This is a genomic window from Cellvibrio sp. PSBB006, from assembly GCF_002162135.1.
Lineage (GTDB): Bacteria > Pseudomonadota > Gammaproteobacteria > Pseudomonadales > Cellvibrionaceae > Cellvibrio.
The window spans coordinates 4,306,731-4,325,489 of sequence record NZ_CP021382.1; the positions used below are offsets into that span (position 1 = coordinate 4,306,731).

13 protein-coding genes are annotated in these 18,759 nt (G+C 49.8%); 7 read left to right on the top strand and 6 right to left on the bottom strand.

Features of this window, described 5'->3' with window-relative positions:
- Nucleotides 1–633 precede the first annotated feature (633 nt).
- The 3 genes from CBR65_RS17905 (at nucleotide 634) to CBR65_RS17915 (ending at nucleotide 2,541) form a co-directional block, all read left to right on the top strand.
- Entirely contained in the window at nucleotides 634–1,146 is a 513-nt protein-coding gene (locus CBR65_RS17905) for a PEP-CTERM sorting domain-containing protein (protein ID WP_087468117.1), read from the top strand.
- 160 nt (nucleotides 1,147–1,306) lie between these two features.
- The gene (locus tag CBR65_RS17910) at nucleotides 1,307–2,125 is read left to right on the top strand and encodes a TatD family hydrolase (protein ID WP_232461244.1); all 819 of its coding nucleotides are present in this window, start codon (nucleotides 1,307–1,309) and stop codon (nucleotides 2,123–2,125) included.
- Nucleotides 2,122–2,541 (top strand): SufE family protein, encoded by a 420-nt coding sequence (locus tag CBR65_RS17915; protein ID WP_087468118.1) that lies wholly within the window; start codon nucleotides 2,122–2,124, stop codon nucleotides 2,539–2,541. The genes CBR65_RS17910 and CBR65_RS17915 overlap by 4 nt, the downstream gene beginning before the upstream one ends.
- Here CBR65_RS17915 and tcdA read toward each other — a convergent pair.
- The 3 genes from tcdA to CBR65_RS17930 all read right to left on the bottom strand — a co-directional run bounded on the left by tcdA (nucleotide 2,538) and on the right by CBR65_RS17930 (nucleotide 5,077).
- Entirely contained in the window at nucleotides 2,538–3,350 is an 813-nt protein-coding gene (gene tcdA, locus CBR65_RS17920) for a tRNA cyclic N6-threonylcarbamoyladenosine(37) synthase TcdA (RefSeq protein ID WP_087468119.1), read from the bottom strand. The genes CBR65_RS17915 and tcdA overlap by 4 nt on opposite strands.
- Nucleotides 3,351–3,476: 126 nt before the next feature.
- The gene (locus CBR65_RS17925) at nucleotides 3,477–4,508 is read right to left on the bottom strand and encodes a FecR domain-containing protein (RefSeq protein WP_087468120.1); all 1,032 of its coding nucleotides are present in this window, start codon (nucleotides 4,506–4,508) and stop codon (nucleotides 3,477–3,479) included.
- Nucleotides 4,505–5,077: an RNA polymerase sigma factor gene (locus CBR65_RS17930; RefSeq protein WP_087468121.1), complete on the bottom strand. Its 573-nt coding sequence runs from the start codon at nucleotides 5,075–5,077 to the stop codon at nucleotides 4,505–4,507. The genes CBR65_RS17925 and CBR65_RS17930 overlap by 4 nt, the downstream gene beginning before the upstream one ends.
- Nucleotides 5,078–5,375: 298 nt before the next feature.
- Between CBR65_RS17930 and CBR65_RS17935 the strand changes: the two genes are divergently transcribed.
- Nucleotides 5,376–8,261, top strand: coding sequence for a TonB-dependent receptor (locus CBR65_RS17935; protein ID WP_157672141.1), 2,886 nt, complete (start codon nucleotides 5,376–5,378; stop codon nucleotides 8,259–8,261).
- Nucleotides 8,262–8,782: 521 nt separating this feature from the next.
- Nucleotides 8,783–11,362 carry a TonB-dependent receptor gene (locus CBR65_RS17940; protein WP_198300789.1) on the top strand — a complete coding sequence of 860 codons (2,580 nt, stop codon included), beginning with the start codon at nucleotides 8,783–8,785 and terminating at the stop codon, nucleotides 11,360–11,362.
- 86 nt (nucleotides 11,363–11,448) lie between these two features.
- Here CBR65_RS17940 and CBR65_RS17945 read toward each other — a convergent pair whose 3' ends face one another.
- The gene (locus tag CBR65_RS17945) at nucleotides 11,449–12,627 is read right to left on the bottom strand and encodes an AraC family transcriptional regulator (protein ID WP_087468124.1); all 1,179 of its coding nucleotides are present in this window, start codon (nucleotides 12,625–12,627) and stop codon (nucleotides 11,449–11,451) included.
- Between the two features lies 1 nt (nucleotide 12,628).
- Here CBR65_RS17945 and CBR65_RS17950 point away from each other — a divergent pair, with 1 nt between their 5' ends.
- Both CBR65_RS17950 and CBR65_RS17955 read left to right on the top strand, forming a co-directional pair.
- Nucleotides 12,629–12,946: a fructosamine kinase family protein gene (locus CBR65_RS17950; protein ID WP_198300790.1), complete on the top strand. Its 318-nt coding sequence runs from the start codon at nucleotides 12,629–12,631 to the stop codon at nucleotides 12,944–12,946.
- Between the two features lie 121 nt (nucleotides 12,947–13,067).
- On the top strand, nucleotides 13,068–13,910 hold the full coding sequence (locus CBR65_RS17955) for a RimK family alpha-L-glutamate ligase (RefSeq protein WP_087468125.1): 843 nt from the start codon (nucleotides 13,068–13,070) through the stop codon (nucleotides 13,908–13,910).
- Nucleotides 13,911–13,954: 44 nt separating this feature from the next.
- Here the strand turns inward: CBR65_RS17955 and CBR65_RS17960 are convergent, their stop codons facing one another.
- Together CBR65_RS17960 and CBR65_RS17965 are read right to left on the bottom strand one after the other, a co-directional pair.
- Complete coding sequence (locus CBR65_RS17960; RefSeq protein ID WP_087468126.1) at nucleotides 13,955–16,168, bottom strand: Ig-like domain-containing protein; 2,214 nt, start codon at nucleotides 16,166–16,168, stop codon at nucleotides 13,955–13,957.
- Nucleotides 16,169–16,529: 361 nt separating this feature from the next.
- Nucleotides 16,530–18,575 carry a metallophosphoesterase gene (locus tag CBR65_RS17965; protein WP_198300791.1) on the bottom strand — a complete coding sequence of 682 codons (2,046 nt, stop codon included), beginning with the start codon at nucleotides 18,573–18,575 and terminating at the stop codon, nucleotides 16,530–16,532.
- Nucleotides 18,576–18,759: the final 184 nt, after the last annotated feature.

The following is an 18,759-nucleotide window of genomic DNA, read 5'->3' on the forward strand; positions in this document are numbered from 1 at the left end:
GCGCTTCATTTTTTAGTCCCAATCGCACGATAAAACAACTGCTTTTTTGCGTGTCGGTTTTTTTTACGTGCCCCTAAAAACCTGCGAGGCAAGTTTACGATCAGGTGCTTGATACAAGTGTCGATGAATTATCCATGTGCGCGGTAGTTCCTGCGCAAAATGTCTGGCCAGGTTTGCGGATACTTGTAAAAGGTTCAAGGAGAAATAGTTTCACGGTTGCGGCAATGCCTGGTGATATTTTGAACAGGGTGCTGCTCCTTATGCGCTTTACCAACGAATGGACGGCTCCTGTCTGCGTGAAACAGCCATCGGGGTTCTTTACACCTCGCAAAAATGCCCCGCCGGCGTTGTTATTTTTTCAAAGAGTGTGGTGGATTCATGTGTCGCCAAAATTTACATTTTTGATGGTCAGCGGGCGTTTCAGTCGGTTCCTTTTACAGATTTTCGCTTGAAAGTGTGAAATGGGTATCAATAAATGGTTGATATGGATGAATTTTTTGGTGTTGGCCTGGTTCATGCATTCTGAAGGCTTGCGCGCCATGGTAGAAGCTCAATGGTGTGAGATATTAACAACCTGATCTTTTGCCGGCCGTATACCAGGTCGGATAGCTGTGTCTTAAAGGACGAACAATTATGAACTTTCAATGGCTTAAAAAACTTATCGCCGTATCAGCTTTGCTATTCAGTGCCAGTGGTTATGCCGCTGTTATCACTGACGTAAAAGATGTTGATACCTTTGTAAATTGGTGGGATTCAACGAGCTGGACCCACGATATCAATGATGATGGCTTTGTAGCAGGTACTGCTGAAAGCGCTACCTTGTCCATCGAGTTCTGGGACGATCGCGGTTTCCTGGACTTGGGTGAACTGGCCACTATCGTTGTCGGTACCATCGATTTTCTGGACGGTGCATTTATCTATGTACCGACCAGTGATTGGACCGGCGCGCTGGGTCTGAACTCACTGGTTTCACTCAATAACACTGGCTTGTTGTCCGTGAAAGTGTGGAGTGACTTCGGTGATTTCTATATAGGTACATCGACACTGGAAGTCGTAACCACCTCTGTTCCGGAGCCAGGCTCTGTAGCACTGCTTGCGCTGGGACTGATCGGCTTGGGATTGCTGAGAAAGAAAAACGCTGCGTAACAGGTAGTTTGCACGACAAAAACCCGCTTCGGCGGGTTTTTGTTTTTGGGCTTAAGGAAAATGAGCTCAAGGTCATCTGTGCAGGGAAACTTTGCCCCGTCGTCAAGAATCCTTCCTCTATAATTCCCCTTCTTCACGTCATGTTTTTTGGGAGCTTTCTGTGTCGGTCTTGCCCGTGTTAATAGATAGCCACTGTCACTTTGATTTTGCTGCTTTTGACAGTGATCGCTCACAAGTCTGGGCGGCGGCCAGAAAGCTGGGTGTTGAGCAATTAATTATCCCCGGTGTTGCGCCTGACCAATGGCAAGCGGCAAGTAACATCAGCGCGGACTATCCCGGTATTTGTTGTGCGGCAGGTATCCACCCCTGGTGGGTGAAAGAACTGGTCGGAGAGCACTTGTCGGCAGTTGAGCTGGAGACATTACGCAGTAGGTTGCGGCAGGCTCTGTTGACGTCGCCATATGTCGCTGTGGGTGAGTGTGGTCTCGATAAGTTTACTGGCAGCGATTTCCGGCACCAGCAAACTCTCTTTGCCATGCAGGTGGAGTTGGCTTGCGAGTTGAACAAGCCATTGATCATCCATTGCCGCAAAGCCCACAACGAAGTCATTGCACTGTTGCGTCAGCATCGGCCATCGGCGGGTGGGGTAATCCATGCCTTCAGTGGCAGCACTCAGATTGCAGAGACCTACATTGAGCTAGGTTTTTATTTGGGTATCGGCGGCACCATCACTTACGAACGTGCTCACAAAACCCGGCAGGCCGTGTGCGAGGTGCCGCTCAGCGCGCTATTGCTGGAGAGTGATGCCCCGGACATGCCGCTATGCGGTCGGCAGGGCGAGCGCAATAGCCCTCAATATTTGCCGGACACGGCCCGTGTGCTTGCCGAATTGCGTCAGCAATCCGTGGAGGATATCGCCCGCCAGACCACGGAAAACAGCCGTCGCCTGTTCAGCTTACCGGTGGGGGCCTTGCCGTGATCTACGATGATTTGAGCACGGTGTCGCTGGCGCAACTGCTGGCGACGGATAACTGGCAAAGCAAATACCGCCTGATAACCGATTGGGGGCGGCTGATTGCGCCCAAGCCGGACTTGCGCCAGCCGATGTATGTAATCAAAGGATGCGAGGCTTCAGCCTGGATGGCCCACGACTATAGTGAGGGGCGACATCGGTTTGCCTTTGACAGCGACAGCCGGGTTATCAAAGGCCTGGCGGCGTTACTCCTGGTTCATATCGATGACAAAACCGATGGCGAATTAGCGCAGCTGAATCTTGCCGGATTGTTACGCGAGGCTGGATTGGAAAAACACATGACGCCATCGCGCAATAACGGTTTCCGTGCGATGGCCATCCGCGCCTGCGAATTGGCCGGGGTTGAGGCAGGATTAAACTAATCGCTCGCCGATTCACTCACCTGTTGCAGATAGCGTTCAATCGCGCGATTGGCCGCCAGAAACCCGAAGCTGCCGGTCACCATAACCGATGACCCGAAGCCGCCAGCACAATCCAGTTTTACCCCGTCCTGCAACACCTGCTTGTCCATGCACACCGATCCATCGGGCTTGGGATAGACCATCTGTTCGGTGGAGTAGACGGCGTCAACCCGAAACTTGCGTTGCTTGTCGCGGGCAAAATGGTGATGGCGGTATAGGTGCGTGCGGATCTTGGCGAGCATGGGGTCGCTCTCGGTGCGGCCGAGATCATCGACCCGCACCAGTTGTGGATTGCGTTTTCCACCGGAGGAACCGACCACAATCAAGCGGGTTTTTATAGCGCTGCAATAGGCTACCAGGCGCGCCTTGATATGCGCCGCATCCATTGCATCAATAACGACGTGATGTTGCTTGCCAATCAACGCCGTCATGTTGTCCTTATCAATAAAATCTTCGATTGTGTGCAGGCGAATGTCCGGATTGATATCGCGCAAGCGTTCGCTGATCACCTGATTTTTTGAGCGCCCGATCTGCGATGCAAGGGCATGGGACTGGCGGTTGGTATTGGTCACGCACACATCGTCCAGTTCGATCAGCGTCAGCTCGCCAACCCCGCTGCGCGCCAGCGCCTCCGCTGCCCAGGTGCCGACACCGCCGAGTCCGATCACCGCAAAATGCGCGTTAGCCAGGGCTGCCAGTGCGGCCTGACCATAGAGTCGGGCAATGCCGCCAAAGCGCTGCAAGTATTCCGGGCTTAAGGTGCTGCTCATGATACTGATTCTCCGCAAAAAACGCGGATGCGTTTTAGCGCAGTTTACCCGTGCATGCAAGTCAGCCTTGAGCGCAAGCTGCTTGCGATAGGTTGTGATATGGAGCGTGGTGAGTGTGAGCGCGTGTTAACTTTCCGCAGGCAAATCCAGACCTTTCATCACCAGGATATTTTTGCCGCTGCGTTCGACGCGTGCATTGAGCGCCTGCTCAAGACTGAAGATAAAGGTATCCAGGTCGCCCAAATGGAAAATACCGGTAATGCGCTGCTGATTTAATTCGTTGTCCACCACGGTAATTTTTTCCGTGATGTAGCGATTGTATTCGGCCACCGCATCGGCGAGCGTATCCGCATCGAAATAAATTTTGCGTGTTTGCCACGCCGAAATCCGGGCCAACCTGGCAGCTTCTACCTTGGTGGCTTCGTCGCCCTTTTTATAATTGACGGCTTCGCCTTCGCGAATTTCCGTGATGATCGATTGGTCGGTGTTCAACGGATTTTTGGATCGCAATTCCACCACGCCATCGGCCACATCCACCGACAAGGTTTGCTCGCGAATAGCAACATTAAATTCGGTGCCCAAAGCTCTGACCACGCTGCCTGCTGCCGACACCTCGAACGGCCGCTGATTATCCTTGTGCACATCAAAATAGGCTTCGCCCTGACGCAAGCGAATGCGCCTTTTCTTGCCGGAATAATGCACGCTGATGACCGTGTCGGTATTGAGCATCGCCGTAGAGCCATCGGGCAGTTGGACCAGCCGTTGTTCGCCAACGCGCGTGCTGAATTCCTCTTCACTGAGGTAATTAATGCTGAAGATAAAACCGATACAAAACAGCATCATTACCGCAGCATAAGCCAGCCAGTTGCCGGGATTATTCAAACGAATACTGCGTTGGCGATAGCCCGGTTCCAGCTCCTGGCGGGCGCTGACTAATTCGCGTTGAATATCTTCATCGTCGCGCAGGTTATTGGTCATCAGCCACAGGGTGCAGCATTGTTCGTAAGCCAATTCGTGGGCGGGGTTTTCTTTCAGCCAGGTATCAAAATCCAGCTGTAACTCTGCGTCGCACTCCGGCGCACGCAGTTTGGCAAACCAGAGAGCAGCCTCTGCTTTGATTGCGCGGCGGGTTTTCTTTTCAGTAACAGACTGATTCATAGTAAATCTTCAAGTGAATGTTGCAGTGCTTTGATGGCGGTGCTCATATGGCGTTCCACCGTGCGCGTACTGATATTGAGCGCATCGGCGATCTCCGGATAGGTCAGTTCGTCAAAGCGACTGAGTAAAAAAATCTGCCGGGTGATGACCGGAAGTTCCAGCAATGATTGTTTCAGTCGATTCAGGGAATCCTCCCAGTCCAACGCGCGGGTTGGTGTAGATTCATCGCTGGGAAATTCCAGTTCATCAAAGTCGATGTGGGCATCGGTCATGCGACTGCTGCGCCGGCGCAACGAATCGCGCACCAGATTGGTGGCGATAGCAAAGATGTAAGCGCGCGGATTTTCCTGCAAACGGGTCAGGTCTTCCTGGCGCAGCAAGCGCACATAGGTTTCATGAAGGATCTCCGCTGCATCCTGGCGCCCCCCCGGCAGGATACCCGCCAGATAGTTCAGCAAGCTGTGGCGATAACAATGGTACAGGGCTTCAACCGATAAATTGCCGGTATCGCTGGCGGGCGCGGGAGGCTGGCTCGAAACCAGCGTGAGGTTGGGTTTGCCCGACGACATGAGTGACTTCCGCGTGGTTAAAATGCCAATGGTCGTTGAAAATGACCGGATGTTAATAGCGAGTGCCGCCGTATCTTATCCCGAGCAACAATCCCTATAACGTAATTAGCGCGCAAAACCCGACACGAGGTGCCAAAAAAGTGGACTCGGGTTCCGCCCGGGGGTTCCGTTATAAAAGCGGAACCTGGTCTGATCGTAAGGATGTTGATCTGTTGCTGTGGCGGATGATTTGGTATGTTGCTTCGACGCCACTGGTCTGGCGGTTAAAACTTCTTTCATTATTGGCAAGAGCAGTTGGATGAAACAGCTGACCTTTATGGTTTTACTGCGACGATGGACCCTGGCTGCCGGTTTAGGGTTGTCCATCTCCGGAGTTTTTGCGGATAGCTATACCTACACTATTGATGCCCAACCACTCGCCACTGCTCTGACACATTTTGCCGAACAATCTGAACTACAAATTCTTTTTCGTCCCCAGGACATTCCTGCTATCCGTGTGACACCGCTGCACGGACAATTCACGACGCAGGAAGCCATCGCGCATTTGTTGCGTGACACGGCTCTGCAATACACCCTGCGCAACAACGCCATCGTGATTTTTCAATCACCACCGAAAACAGACATTGACGAGCTGTCAGCGGGGTTTTTCAACGAGGGTGTTGAAGAGCAGGGCGCGTCGCTACCTGCGAGTCCTGATGAAATGATCGTAACGGGTATTCGCGGCAGTGTAAGACGTAATCTGGCGCAAAAGAAAAATGCGGATTCGGTGGTGGATGCGATCACATCTGAAGACGTCGGAAAATTTCCGGATAAAAATATTGCCGATGCCTTGCAACGTATTCCCGGTGTGTCGGTGGATCGCATTTGGGGCGAAGGGCGGGATATTAATATTCGCGGCACCGACAAAGACATCAACCGCACCTTGATGAATGGCCAAAATGTTGCTTCAGCGTATTGGTGGGCGAATGATAATCCCGGTCGCGGTTTTAATTACACGATTCTCGCCTCGGAATTGATTGCATCCCTGGCGGTACATAAAAGTCCCACGGCGGATCTCGATGAGGGCAGCATCGGCGGCACGGTGATTATTTACACCCATAAACCCTTCGACATGGACAACAACACCTTACGCATAAACCTGGAAGGGCAATACAGTGAATTGCCCGATGCCTGGGACCCGCAAATATCGCTCCTTGGCAGTTGGAAAAATTCGGCGGAGACCTTGGGTATGCTCGCTTCCTTTAATTGGCAAAACCGCCATATGCGCCGCGATGGCCTGGAAGCCTTTCCCGATAATTCGCGCTACGATATCGTCGATGACCAAGGGCAGGTGACGGAAGATGTATATGTTATCTGGGGCGGTGGTTCCGCGATTTTTCAACAGGAGCGCGAACGCCAGACCAACAATGTGACACTGCAATGGCGACCGGTCGCGGCCTGGGAACTGGCATTAAATTATGTTGAATCCTCAATGGCAATGAATAACAGCAATCAGAATTTTTTATTCATGCCTGGTGGATTTAAATTGCGTGAAACACCACCCGTGACCGTGAGCAATCCGCGTTTCGGTGCAACCGGTGATGGGCGGCAAACGCTACTCGGTGGTGTCATGAATAATCCTGACAGCGTCGGTGCGGCCATCGACAGTATCTTTCGTCAGGCTTATGTGAGCAGTGCATTGTATGACCTGGATATGCGTTATCAGGGCGATGTCTGGCAATGGCATACCCAGTTAGGTGTTACCAGTGCTGAGGGTGGCACTGACCATGATCGCTTATATCGTTTTCTCGGTAATACGCGGCAGTATTTTTCGTTGAGCCGCGACAGTATTGAAGTGAGTTATCTCGATCTCGATCCGCAAAATCCCGCCAGCCTCGCGCGCTTCTCCAGCGATTCCCGCGATTGGCTGCGCCGGATGGAAGACGACGAAACTTATGGGCAAATGGACGTTGAGCGAGACCTGGATACATTTATTTTTAAACACATTAAATTGGGTTTTAAATGGCGCGACCACAGTATCGAAAATAATCGCCGCTTGGGCCGCATTGATACGACGCATGCGCAATGGTCGATGTTGGAACAGATTGGTCTCGAAGAAGTATCCAGCGGCTTGACCCCGACACTGCACCGCAACACCGCCAGCGAAGGCTCGCTCACGCGCTTCGCCTGGGCCGACCAACGCATGATTGCCGATGTTATTGATCCGTTGTTGGCAGAAGGATTAATGATCTACCACGATGATCCCGCCGCGTTCTATCGCATCAACGAATATATTACGGCGGCTTATCTTAAAGCGGATTTCGCGCAGGGCGCGTGGCATGGCAACCTGGGATTGCGTGCGGTAGAAACCCGGCAAAAATCTTTTGCTTATCGCAATCTGGAATCGGTTGAAGAACAACGCCGCTATCATGACTACCTTCCCAGTATCAACATCGCTTACGACATCAACGATACAACCCTGTGGCGCTTTTCTGCATCGCGTGTCATGGCGCGCCCCACCTTTCAAAACCTGAGCCCCAACATTGTTATCGACGCTACCAGCGGCACGGCATCCGAAGGCAACCCCGACCTTGACGCCTTCCGCGCCCGCCAACTCGACACCGGCATCGAATGGTACTTCGACACCGCCGCGATTCTCTCTGCAACTTATTTTTATAAAGACATCTCTACTTTTATTTACACCGAAACCGTGACAGAAACTATCGACGGCCAACAACTGAATATCACCCGCCCTTACAACGCCGAAGGCGCGCGCATCAACGGTGTGGAAGTGCAATGGCAACAGGACCTGGGAAATGGTGTGGGTTGGTTGAGCAATTACACCTACACCGACGCCCGCGTACCTTCACCGAACGGTCAACAAAGTTTACGCTTACCCGGCAACTCGCGCGACCAAGTCAACGCTTCGATTTATTATGAAAGCCCGCGCTACAGCGTGCGACTGTCTTACAACTATCGCTCCAAGTCTTTCGGTGAATTAATTTCCGGCTCGCAGGATGAAACTGACGGCTATCAACAATGGGATTTTTCTGCTGCCTATACCCCCAAAGAAAACACGACGGTTTATGTTGAGGGTGTTAATTTGACTAACGAGGTGATTTTTTATCGAACGGCGAATGATATTCCCCAAGGTTTATATGAAAATGGCAGACGGTTTTCTGTTGGAGTGAGGTTAAGACTTTAAGGTTTAGTTTGGTGGGGAGAATTGGGCAGAGGCCTGCGGGACACGCCGTGAATCCATCCGTGGAGGCTCAACATCGGCATCCATGCCGATGATGGTCCCGCAAACCTCTGCCCAATTCTCTGCGAGTCTGTGCCAGGAACTTTTTTAAGAAAACAGCCATAAAGAAAAATGATCTTGAAATTAGCACAGCAGGCGTTGCGGAGTAGGGTGTGAGACCATCATCGACATGGATGTCGATGCTGAGCCCCCACGGATGGGTTTACGGCGTGTCTCACACCCTACTCCGCAACGACTGCCCCACCTATAACTCCAAGCATTCAACATTAAACGCACAATCTCCACCAATCCCGACAATTCTTCCAAGTTTTTTCTCGCATTTGTGATCATCAGACGAATTACCTTTCCATATGACACTTTCATGTCGGGATTCCCCTTCCCTCTGCGTTTACATAACCGGCAGTGGTATTTACATAACAAAGACCGTCCACAACGCGGTCCACACACAAAGGGGAAAACCAAAAGTGATCAGCTCACACAAAAAGAAACTCGCCTCCACCATCGCACTACTCACACTCGGCGCCGCACTACCGCTACAAGCACAACAAGCCGCCAGCGAAGATGGCATGATTGAAGAACTATTCGTCACCGGTATTCGCGGCAGCCTAAAACAATCGCTCAACGTCAAACAAAACGCCGACTCCATCGTTGACGCCATCAACGCTGAAGACATTGGCAAATTTCCGGACAAAAACGTCGCCGATTCATTGCAACGTATTCCCGGTATCTCGGTTGATCGCATCTGGGGCGAAGGACGGGACATCTTTGTGCGCGGAACCAACAGCACCATGAACCGCACGCTGATGAACGGCCAGAATGTCGCCTCCGCCTATTGGTGGGCCAACGACAATCCAAGTCGTGGATTTAATTATTCCATCCTCGCCTCAGAGCTGGTGTCATCGCTGGAAGTGTATAAAAGTCCGGAAGCGGATATTGACGAAGGCAGTATCGGTGGTACGGTAATTGTGCGCACACGTAAACCATTGGATCTGGACTCCATGACTTTCCACGCCTCCGCTGAAGGTGTTTACAGCGAACTTCCCGACGAAATTGATCCGCAATTTTCGGCGCTGGGCAGTTGGAAAAATGCCGACGAAACCTTCGGTATTCTTGCGTCCGTCAGCTCGCAAAAACGCACAGTGCGACGCGATGGGTTGGAAGCCTTCCCGACCAACACACTCTATTCGGTCACTGATCAAAACGGCGAGGTGACTGACAATGTGTATGCCGTGTGGGGTGGCGGCTCAGCGATTTTCCAGCAGGACAACGAGCGCCTGACCACCAACCTGACCATGCAGTTTATGCCCACCGACGCCTGGGATATGGTATTGAATTACGTTAAATCCGATATGGATTCTGACAACAACAACCAGAATTATTTGTTTATGCCCGGCGGCTACAAACTCGAAAATGGTGACACGGTAACTGACCCACGTTTTATTCCTACCGGCGATGGTAATCTCGCTCTGGTGGGTGGCACGCTGGAAAATCCGAACAGCGGCGGTGCGGCTATTGAACCGATTTTTCGTGAAGCGTCCGTAGAAACCGAAGTGCTGGATTTTGATGTGACCTACCACGGCGAGGGTTGGGTGGCCCACGGACAAGTCGGCACGACCAATGCAGAAGGTGGCAGCGACCGCGATATGGGTTACTGGTTTGAAGCTAACACGCGCGAGCGGATTAACCTTGGCCCCAACACGATCGAAATTGAATACCTCGACATTGATCCCACCGATCATTCGGCGTTGACGCTGATGAGTGCCCGCGATTGGATTCGCACCATGGAAGACGAGGAAAATTATGCGCAAGCCGATGTGGAGTTTGATGTGGATTGGGGGCCGATTACCAGCGTTAAACTGGGCACTAAATTCCGCGATGAAACCATCACCAATAACCGCACAGTAGGCACTACCGACAGCACCCATCCGGCCTGGCGCACGATCACTATGGATGAAGTATCCGGTGGATTAACGCCGCGTTTGCACGGTGAATCCGCCACCGCAGGATCATTAACCCAATACGCCTGGATTGACGGTGGTCTGGCAAAATCCGTCATCGATCCGATGTTCCTCGATGGGGCTATGACTTACACCTTCGACCAGCAAGCCTATTACGAAATCAATGAAGAAATTATGGCTTTTTATGCAAAAGCAAATTTTGAAACCGGCAAATGGCGCGGCAATGTGGGTGTGCGTGGTGTAGAAACAGATCAAACATCGCAGGCTTATATCGACGGAGAATTGGGTAGCATTTCGCGCAGTTACACCGATTATTTGCCGAGCCTGAATGTGATCTACGATGCGGCGGATGATGTGATCGTGCGCATGGCCGCGTCGCAAGTTATGGCGCGCCCGACGTTTCAGGACCTGAGTGCCAACCTGACCATCAACGCCACAACCTCATCGGCCAGTGCAGGCAACCCGGCGCTTGAACCTTTCTACACCGATCAATATGAGGCAGGTGTGGAATGGTATTTTGCGGAAGCAGCCATTTTATCGGCGACGTATTTTGTTAAGGATCTGGATACCTTTGTGTTTACCCGTACCGCCGAAGAAGTTATCGACGGACAAACATTGACGGTGACGCGGCCTTATAACGCGCCGGACGGTGCAGATATCCAGGGGCTGGAGCTGCAATGGCAGCAGGAGTTGGGCATGGGTTTTGGTGTGGTGGCTAACTATACCTATACCGATGCGACTGTGCCGGCTGTTGATGGTGGGCAAAAATTAAAATTGCCCGGTAACTCGGAGGATCAGTTAAACGCGTCCGTGTATTACGAGGACGATGTGTTCAGTGTGCGTCTGTCCTACAACTATCGCTCGGAGGCTTTCGGCGGTTTGACATCCGGTTCGCAGTTGGTGACGGATGAATACGATCAATGGGACGCGACAGCTAACTGGTCGATCACGGATCAGGTTTCGTTATTTTTTACCGCCGTCAACCTGACGAATGAAATTATTTACCAACGCACTGATGACGGAATCCCAGTCGGTTTTTATGAAAATGGTGCGCGCTACAGTGTTGGTGCCCGATTGCAATTTTAGGGCATAGCGTCTTCTGAAGGCCGTTGTACTCACAGGGAGGTGCAACCCCAAACCTCAGTACTTTGCCCGGCTACGCCGGGCTTTTTTTATGTCGGGGTATGCTTATCGGAGGAATTTTCCTGGCGATATTGTGACGGTGTCTGTCCGAGGTGTTTTTTAAAGATAGTGTTGAACGTCGATTTGGATGTGAAACCGGCCATGGCGAGGATATCCAACATCGACGCATTCTGGTACTCCGCATCCCGTAATAAACGCTTTGCTTCTTCTACACGATAACCATTGATAAACTCAAAAAAATTCTTGCCAAAATGTTGGTTCAATATGCGTGATAACGTCCGCTCCGGCAGCGAGAGGCGTTTCGCCAGCAGCTCGATACTGATATTGGAATCGAGAAAAGGTTTTTCCTTTGCCATAAAACTTTGTAAACGCTCGACTTGCTCCTGTTTAAAAAAAGGCGACGCCGGTTCTGCGGGTATATTGCGTTGATCGTCAATGCCATCAAATAAATGGGTATAGCGAATACTGATAAACACCAGCGAGTTCACAAAAAAGAAGGTGAAGTAATTGGTGCAGATACCGAGGATGTTGGCCAGATCCGAACCGATCCGATTGCCGATGACATGAATCAATAACGCCCAGCTTGCAATCAGGACAAAGCCACTGACAAACCAGGTCAGCCAACGCCGCTCACGATCCTCCAGGTTGGCATAGTTATCGCGCAGCAAGCGACGATAGCGATGCAATTCATACAGGCACCAGCTGCCGTACAACATGATCGATAAATTGCGCAGCGTGATGGTATGGGTCATTAATCCACCCCACATAAATTCCAGATCGCCCATCATCTCCACTTGCGTGGTATCTGGCTGCAAATAATATTGCCAGAGCAAGATGGCGCCGAGCACACAAACAGGCACCAGATGTATCAGGTATAAGGGTTTAAAACGAAAATCCCGATACAATACGGTGGAAACATAGCCATAAAGTAATGGTCCCTCTAGCCAGTAGGCGAAACCACCCAGTAACAAAATATCCGGGTCCCAGGCCAGAACAATATTGCGCAGCGAATCGCTCCACACCAGTAAAACGTCGATGGCCTTGAATGTATTTAATACCAGGATTAATGCCAGCAAATGACTGCTGATATCGTTGCGCCGGCGCGTACTTTCAAGGAGCACAGCCAATAACAGATACTGACTGGCGGCCATGAGCAGGATAAGATCGTGCGCATTAAACAATAGCGAATCGGGAGACAAGGTATTCAAGGTGATAGCATCGTTAGTGATTATGTTGGGAGAGTATAAACTACAGCGACAATGCCTGCCATTTGTCGGTCATACGTGGCAAGAGTTCAGCCCGTCAAACGCTGTGCCGGTCGGCGGTGGTGATATTAACGAAAATTATTTTTTGCACGGCGAAGATCAGAAATACTTCGTCAAAATCAATCGTCGCCATCATCAACTTTTTGCTGCAGAAGCGCAGGCACTTGAACAGATACAGGCCACTCATACGATTCGCGTACCGGCGGTTGTCGCGGGTTACCGGTCGTCCTGCGTGAGGTTGATCAACAGTTTATTGGCGTAGTGGCTGCATTATTGGCATAAGCCGACACCCGGACGTAGCGGTAACTTTATTTTTTAAGCCTACTGGACAGTGGTTGGGGCCTCTCTATAATAGCGCGATTCCAACCCACCTCCGGTCGTATATGAAGCTGATCAGTTTCGATGCCCTGCGAACCTTAAAATTTCCATCGCACACCTATATCAAACCCGAACTTTTTTTTCGCCACAAAGAAGACATTCAGTCGGCAGACTGGGTGTTATTTCCAGATTATTGGCAACTCAACCCGTTGGTGTACGGACTTAAAGCGCGCATCTTTCCCAGCTTGCCCAGTTACCTCATCGGACACAACAAGATTGAGATGACCCGCGTCTTTGAAACCCTGGTACCCAATCATGTTCCTTTTACCTTGATTCACGGCAACACCCCCGATAAAGCCAATGATATGTGGGATGCGATGCCGTTGCCCTTTGTAGCAAAAATACCCAAGGCCAGCATGGGCGAAGGCGTGTTCCTGATCGAGAACCGCGCCGACTGGAATGCCTATTGTAAAAAAACCGATGTGCTTTACGCACAGGAATACCTGCCGATAGATCGTGACCTGCGACTGGTCGTGATCGGTGACAAGGTGGTCGGTGGCTACTGGCGAATCCAGTCGGATAATGGTTTTCACAATAACATCGCCCGGGGCGGCACGATGATGCCCGGCTTTATCCCACCGGCGGCGATTGCACTGGTAGAGTCAGTCGCGCGCACATTGGGTGTTGATCACGCCGGCTTTGATGTGGCGATGGTGGGCGAGCATCCTTATCTGTTTGAATTCAATCGCATCTTTGGTACCCAGGGTGTTGAACAATTGATCGGTGACTTAACCCCGATCATCATCAGTTACCTTGAGCGAAAGCTGGATGAGTTTGATCCGACGACGCCGAAGCGGCCGAAAACGGGCGTGAATGGTAAGAGGGTTAGAATTAAACGGGCAGCTTGATGTTAGCGATGTAACCTCCATCGGGAGGTTACATCTTCTTAGCGCTATTTTGAAATGGTGACCATTGATCCGGTTACCGGATCAATCTGGTTCAAACTATTGAAATAACTGCCGAGAATAGTGCCGTCGTTGAGATATAAAGCGTCGAAGACGCTTCCATTAATGACTCGGCAGTTCTGCGTCGCGAAATCGTATTCGAGTACAGAAAACTCCCCGGTAATCAATAATTTTCCTTTGCTGGAATTAAAATCAAAATTCTGTGTGGACGCCGATTCTTCGCCGGTTAAAAATCGGTCGGTACCGTAGCTGTCAACACATTCATCAAACATCACTGTTCGATTTCCATTAGCCAAATTAACCTCCATAACGGCTCCCAGGAATTGGCTGAGCGCGAGCAGGCGATTATTTTCGCGATCAAGAACCAGGTCCACGGCATTTTTAATCATTGGTCCCGTTCCGGCTGAGTTGTCGAACAATACATTGCGCGCGAAAGTATCTGCATCAATGGTTGTTATGACACCTTCAACGTCGTCAATCACAATCAATTGATTATTCTCTGCATCATAAGTCATGCCGCCGACTGCGGGCGTCAATGGGTCTACTGGTTCAAATACAGAAAAATATTCCTCTGTTATAAGATCAACCATTCCAATTCGATTTCCAAAGGATACAAAAGCTCGGTTGTTCGTCTCATCAAGAATCAGCCCGTTGGCAATTTCGTTATAGGCTGATGCGACATTAGAAATTTCGAGCCGGTTTCCGGTTTGCAAGTCGATTTTAAAGAGTGCTTCTGGCGCATTGCCCCCATCGTCCAAGGCGAACACGAACTCATTATTACTCGTTAAGGCAAGTTGGCGTGGGGCTATCATCTTATGGCCTTCACCGATGCCATTATGAAATAACAAGCCTCTCTCTCCAGAATTAATGTCCACGGTTAAAATTTCTTTCATTGAGTCATCGCCAATCAACAAGCGTTGATTCTCATTGTCCATAATCATGTAATTGATATGTGCGATGTTGAAAAAGTCTTGCTCATCATCGGGGGATATATAAATAAGCTCTGGCTCATCAAGGGGAATTTTAACGATATTTTTAAATCCCGCGACATAAGCATTTTCATAAGCCTTATCAACAACGATAGCGATGCCGGTGATATTTAAATCGCCAATGAGAAGCGCCTCGTTTTTATTCGCCAGATTAACCGTTATAACCGCTTCGTTATATTCGTTATATGACCATACGTTAACCAGTAGTGAGCTTTCTGCGTAAGCAATACTTCTTGCATTTTTCAGTGTGCTCTCAGCGGCAGTTAGTTGTGAAATACTTTTGTCATTTGCGTTGTATTGAAAAATCACTGATTTTTGGCCTTCATATGATGAGGTTTCCGCTGGAAAATAGGAAACCAGCATGTAATAAAAGCCGGTATCTGGCGCAATAGCGGAATCTACAATCGTAGCCCAGGACCATAAGCTATCATCTAATTCGATATCCAGATTGGCTTCCTGGTTTTCTGCGCCGGTTGTTACGTTTGTTGACTGAACGACCAGTGTGCTTCCAGTAATTCTGGCGGATAAGATATGGGTTCCTGCTGTATTGACTTGAGGAGCCTCAAGCACCTGAAATGGAGTTGATGCAGACATCGCCATTGTTGCGGTATCGATGAAAAATTCTTCACGCGAGGAGAAATGAGCGTCGTATGCAGAACCTACAAAGCGATTATTAGCTTCGTCCAGTAAAAATACGTGGGGATAACGGCTATTGTTGAGTACGAGGTTTTCTTGTTCACCGTGGGTTATATTTCCCGCCTGGTCTTCAACTATTAGCTCGATATCGCTTTCACCATAGGGCAGCTCAAGGGTTACTTCCCAGGTTATTTCCGTTGTGTCGTTGGACTTTTGTAATCCACTGGCCTGCTTGCTCTCTTGGTTATTCTGAAGAGTAGCTGCAACACCATTGACTTTTATACTGCTAATGCCCGTGTCGTCGCTGGCGGTACCCCGGACAGTGATCGTGTTGGAGTCAGTCTTTGCACTTTGTTTGGGAAAGGTAATTTTTGCGGAAGGTGGCAAAGCCCCGATACTGGATGCTGCTGCGCTTGACGATGCGGGTGAACTTGATGGTGTGCTGGAGGCAGCCAATGATGAGCTGCCTCCTGTATTAATGGGCGGTGTATCGGACGATCCGCCTCCACCGCCGCATGCAGTAACCCCTAAAGCCAGTATCAATGAGGCAAAGAGTCTAAAATTTTTATTAATCATTAGATTCATCCTGATCTGAAGTTTCTTGTCATTAATCGTTGAATAAGGCTCGCTCTCCAAACTTTAAAAGCCTGGTACATGGATGGTGGAGATTGAAAAGGAAACGTCAGGAAGTTGTGCGCTATCCTTGCCTTTTTTGGATTCATGCTCCATCCACAATAGAACATACTCACGGGCGCGAGGGCCGTGGCGATTTAGTCTAGCCAAAAGGCTATCTAAGTCAATTCATTTATTATTACTGATTATTGCCAGCCATTTAATAACTGCGGCGGGGACTTGCTCGATAAAAATAATCTTTTAGTTATATGTCGCCGGCCCGACTTATCCTTCCAGGCCGCGCTTTTCGCACGGGTCACGCCATTTATTTTGCGCTTGGTGTGTTATCCGTTAAATCGATTATCTGCCCTTTATCGAGATCCAGCAAAAAATGGTCGCTGGGCTGGGTAACTGAAAACTGCTGCAATATGGTAAACAGCGCGGCGAGCTTTTCACGATAGGTCACCCAACCTATATCATCTCCCGGTTTATTGATGCCGGGGGCGGCATTGGTAGCCAATTGATCGGAGATAACGCGATATTGTTGCAGCCGCAGTGCGGAGATGTGCTTTAGGGCGAGCTGGTCGGCATTGCGTAGTCGGTAGAGGTCCAGCCCTACATCCTGGCCTGTCCATGACGTAAAGCTTTCCAGCTTCCAGCTATACTGGCTGGCCACCTGGTTGGCTTTTTCTGTTGCCGAATGCCATGCTTTTTGTAAAGCCTTATTCTGAGACTTTCCCAAACGCAACAATTTAATCTGCTCAAGGCCGATATCAATATTAAGCTGTGACAGTATCAATATATCTTTTCCGTCAAGAGTTAACAGCAGGTCGCGAACATCGCTGGGCCACTCTTGAGGTAAAAAACGCAATCGCACAAGTTCCCGTAAATGCCACTCCGTGAATGCCTGGTAACTATCGGATTGTAATATCTCTCGATCCCAGATATGTGGTGCATTTACATCATGTAAATGCTTCCACTCTGCATAATAGTGCTCGAAAAGTTCGTTAAAGCGTGGAACCGTTTTGAGGATAACGGTGTGTACTTCAATCTGATGTTGCTGCTTGATGGTCAACACTTTATAGGCGGGAACATAGGCAGCCAGTGAAGGGGCCTGGATATTAAATAGAACCTTGTCTTCATCTCGGTAGATCCCTGTATCATTAATGTGCATATGACCCGCTACATGTAATTTAAGGCCAGTTTCTGCAAGGATTTTGCTGGTATGCAAGCTTGGCTTACGGTCGAGTTGGAACTGTCTGTCTCCAACCAGTTTTGCTATGTCATCCGAAGCACCATCATAAAACTCATGCATGGGAAAGTGAGAAAATGCAATCAAGGTTTTCTGCTGCACGTGTGCACGTTGTACTACCTTATTGATCCAGTTAAGTAGATGCGCTTTGTGCGTGACAACCTTGTTATATCCTGCATTGCCGGAACCAAGATAATTTTCTGCATCTTGTGCATCGCCACTGCTATTTGATTTGGGCTTATACACATTAGCATCAATAGCAAGCAACCAGATGCCGGGCGTCGGTTCAACCAGGTAGCTGCTGTCCGGTACCGAATAACAATCAGTGTAACCTTGCTGTTTATAGGTTCCGCCAGTTCCCTGATGGCAAATTTCATATTGCCGTAATGCAAAACCCGCCTGGCGATGTGCTGTCGCATAATCGTAATCCCCATAAGCGTAATCGCTGTAAGGGGTTTCGAAATACACATAGTCCGGCTTCGGATAAAAGCCGTGCTCGCCCAGCAGGCTCATGATGGGTTCGTAACCCCACTCCATAACGTCATCGGAACAGATAACAGGGTGGGCGTCGGGCTTTTGGGTTTGCGATGTACAGGCAGGATGTTGATGGCTAAAGACAGGTTGCTCTTTGCCCTGCTCGCCAAGGTAATCCCATTTGCCCGCCGGGTGAGAGAACGGTCGGGTAGGGTCGTGATTGCCGGGGGCGGAAAAAAATTCCAGGCCGTGCTCTTGATGATAATAATCGAGTATTTTCTTTAATCCACGAATGTGTAACGGTTGGCCGTCATCGCTGAAATCGCCTGGCAGAGCCACATATTTAATTTTTTTCTCGACGATGTCATCCAGTGCAGCCAGCAACGCGAAATAATTCTCGTTAAATAGCCGGGTTGAATTTAATTGGGCGCTCATCGAGCGTATGGTGGCCAATTTTTTTCCGTCGGGCGTGTCCGTGGGCAACCCCACAAATGCCTGATCGACAAAGTCTCCATAGATGTCATGGAAATGGATGTCCGGCATAAAAGCAATAGACAAGTCTTCTGTTTGTGTCGTTGTGGGTGTGGTGGTGCAGCCGAAGATAATCAGACAGGAAAAAAATAATAAACCAAACGCGGGCTTCATGAATTGCGCCAACCTTCTTCAGAAATAGATCTTCGCTATAAAAAATGAATACAGGAAATACTCGGCAGAGACTAACGATGATAATAAAAATGGGTGCCCTGGGGCACCCGAAGCTATGCTATCAAAACTAAAACCCGCTAATTGAGATGAGGCGAGTGAGACATTGCGGAAACGACTGCGTCAA

Coding starts and splice junctions, on each gene's coding strand:
- CBR65_RS17905 (WP_087468117.1), top strand. CDS start 634: ATGAACTTTCAATGGCTTAAAAAACTTATCGCCGTATCAGCTTTGCTA.
- tcdA (WP_087468119.1), bottom strand. CDS start 3,350: ATGAGCAGCACCTTAAGCCCGGAATACTTGCAGCGCTTTGGCGGCATT.
- CBR65_RS17925 (WP_087468120.1), bottom strand. CDS start 4,508: ATGAATCAGTCTGTTACTGAAAAGAAAACCCGCCGCGCAATCAAAGCA.
- CBR65_RS17930 (WP_087468121.1), bottom strand. CDS start 5,077: ATGTCGTCGGGCAAACCCAACCTCACGCTGGTTTCGAGCCAGCCTCCC.
- CBR65_RS17935 (WP_157672141.1), top strand. CDS start 5,376: ATGAAACAGCTGACCTTTATGGTTTTACTGCGACGATGGACCCTGGCT.
- CBR65_RS17955 (WP_087468125.1), top strand. CDS start 13,068: ATGAAGCTGATCAGTTTCGATGCCCTGCGAACCTTAAAATTTCCATCG.
- CBR65_RS17960 (WP_087468126.1), bottom strand. CDS start 16,168: ATGATTAATAAAAATTTTAGACTCTTTGCCTCATTGATACTGGCTTTA.
- CBR65_RS17965 (WP_198300791.1), bottom strand. CDS start 18,575: ATGAAGCCCGCGTTTGGTTTATTATTTTTTTCCTGTCTGATTATCTTC.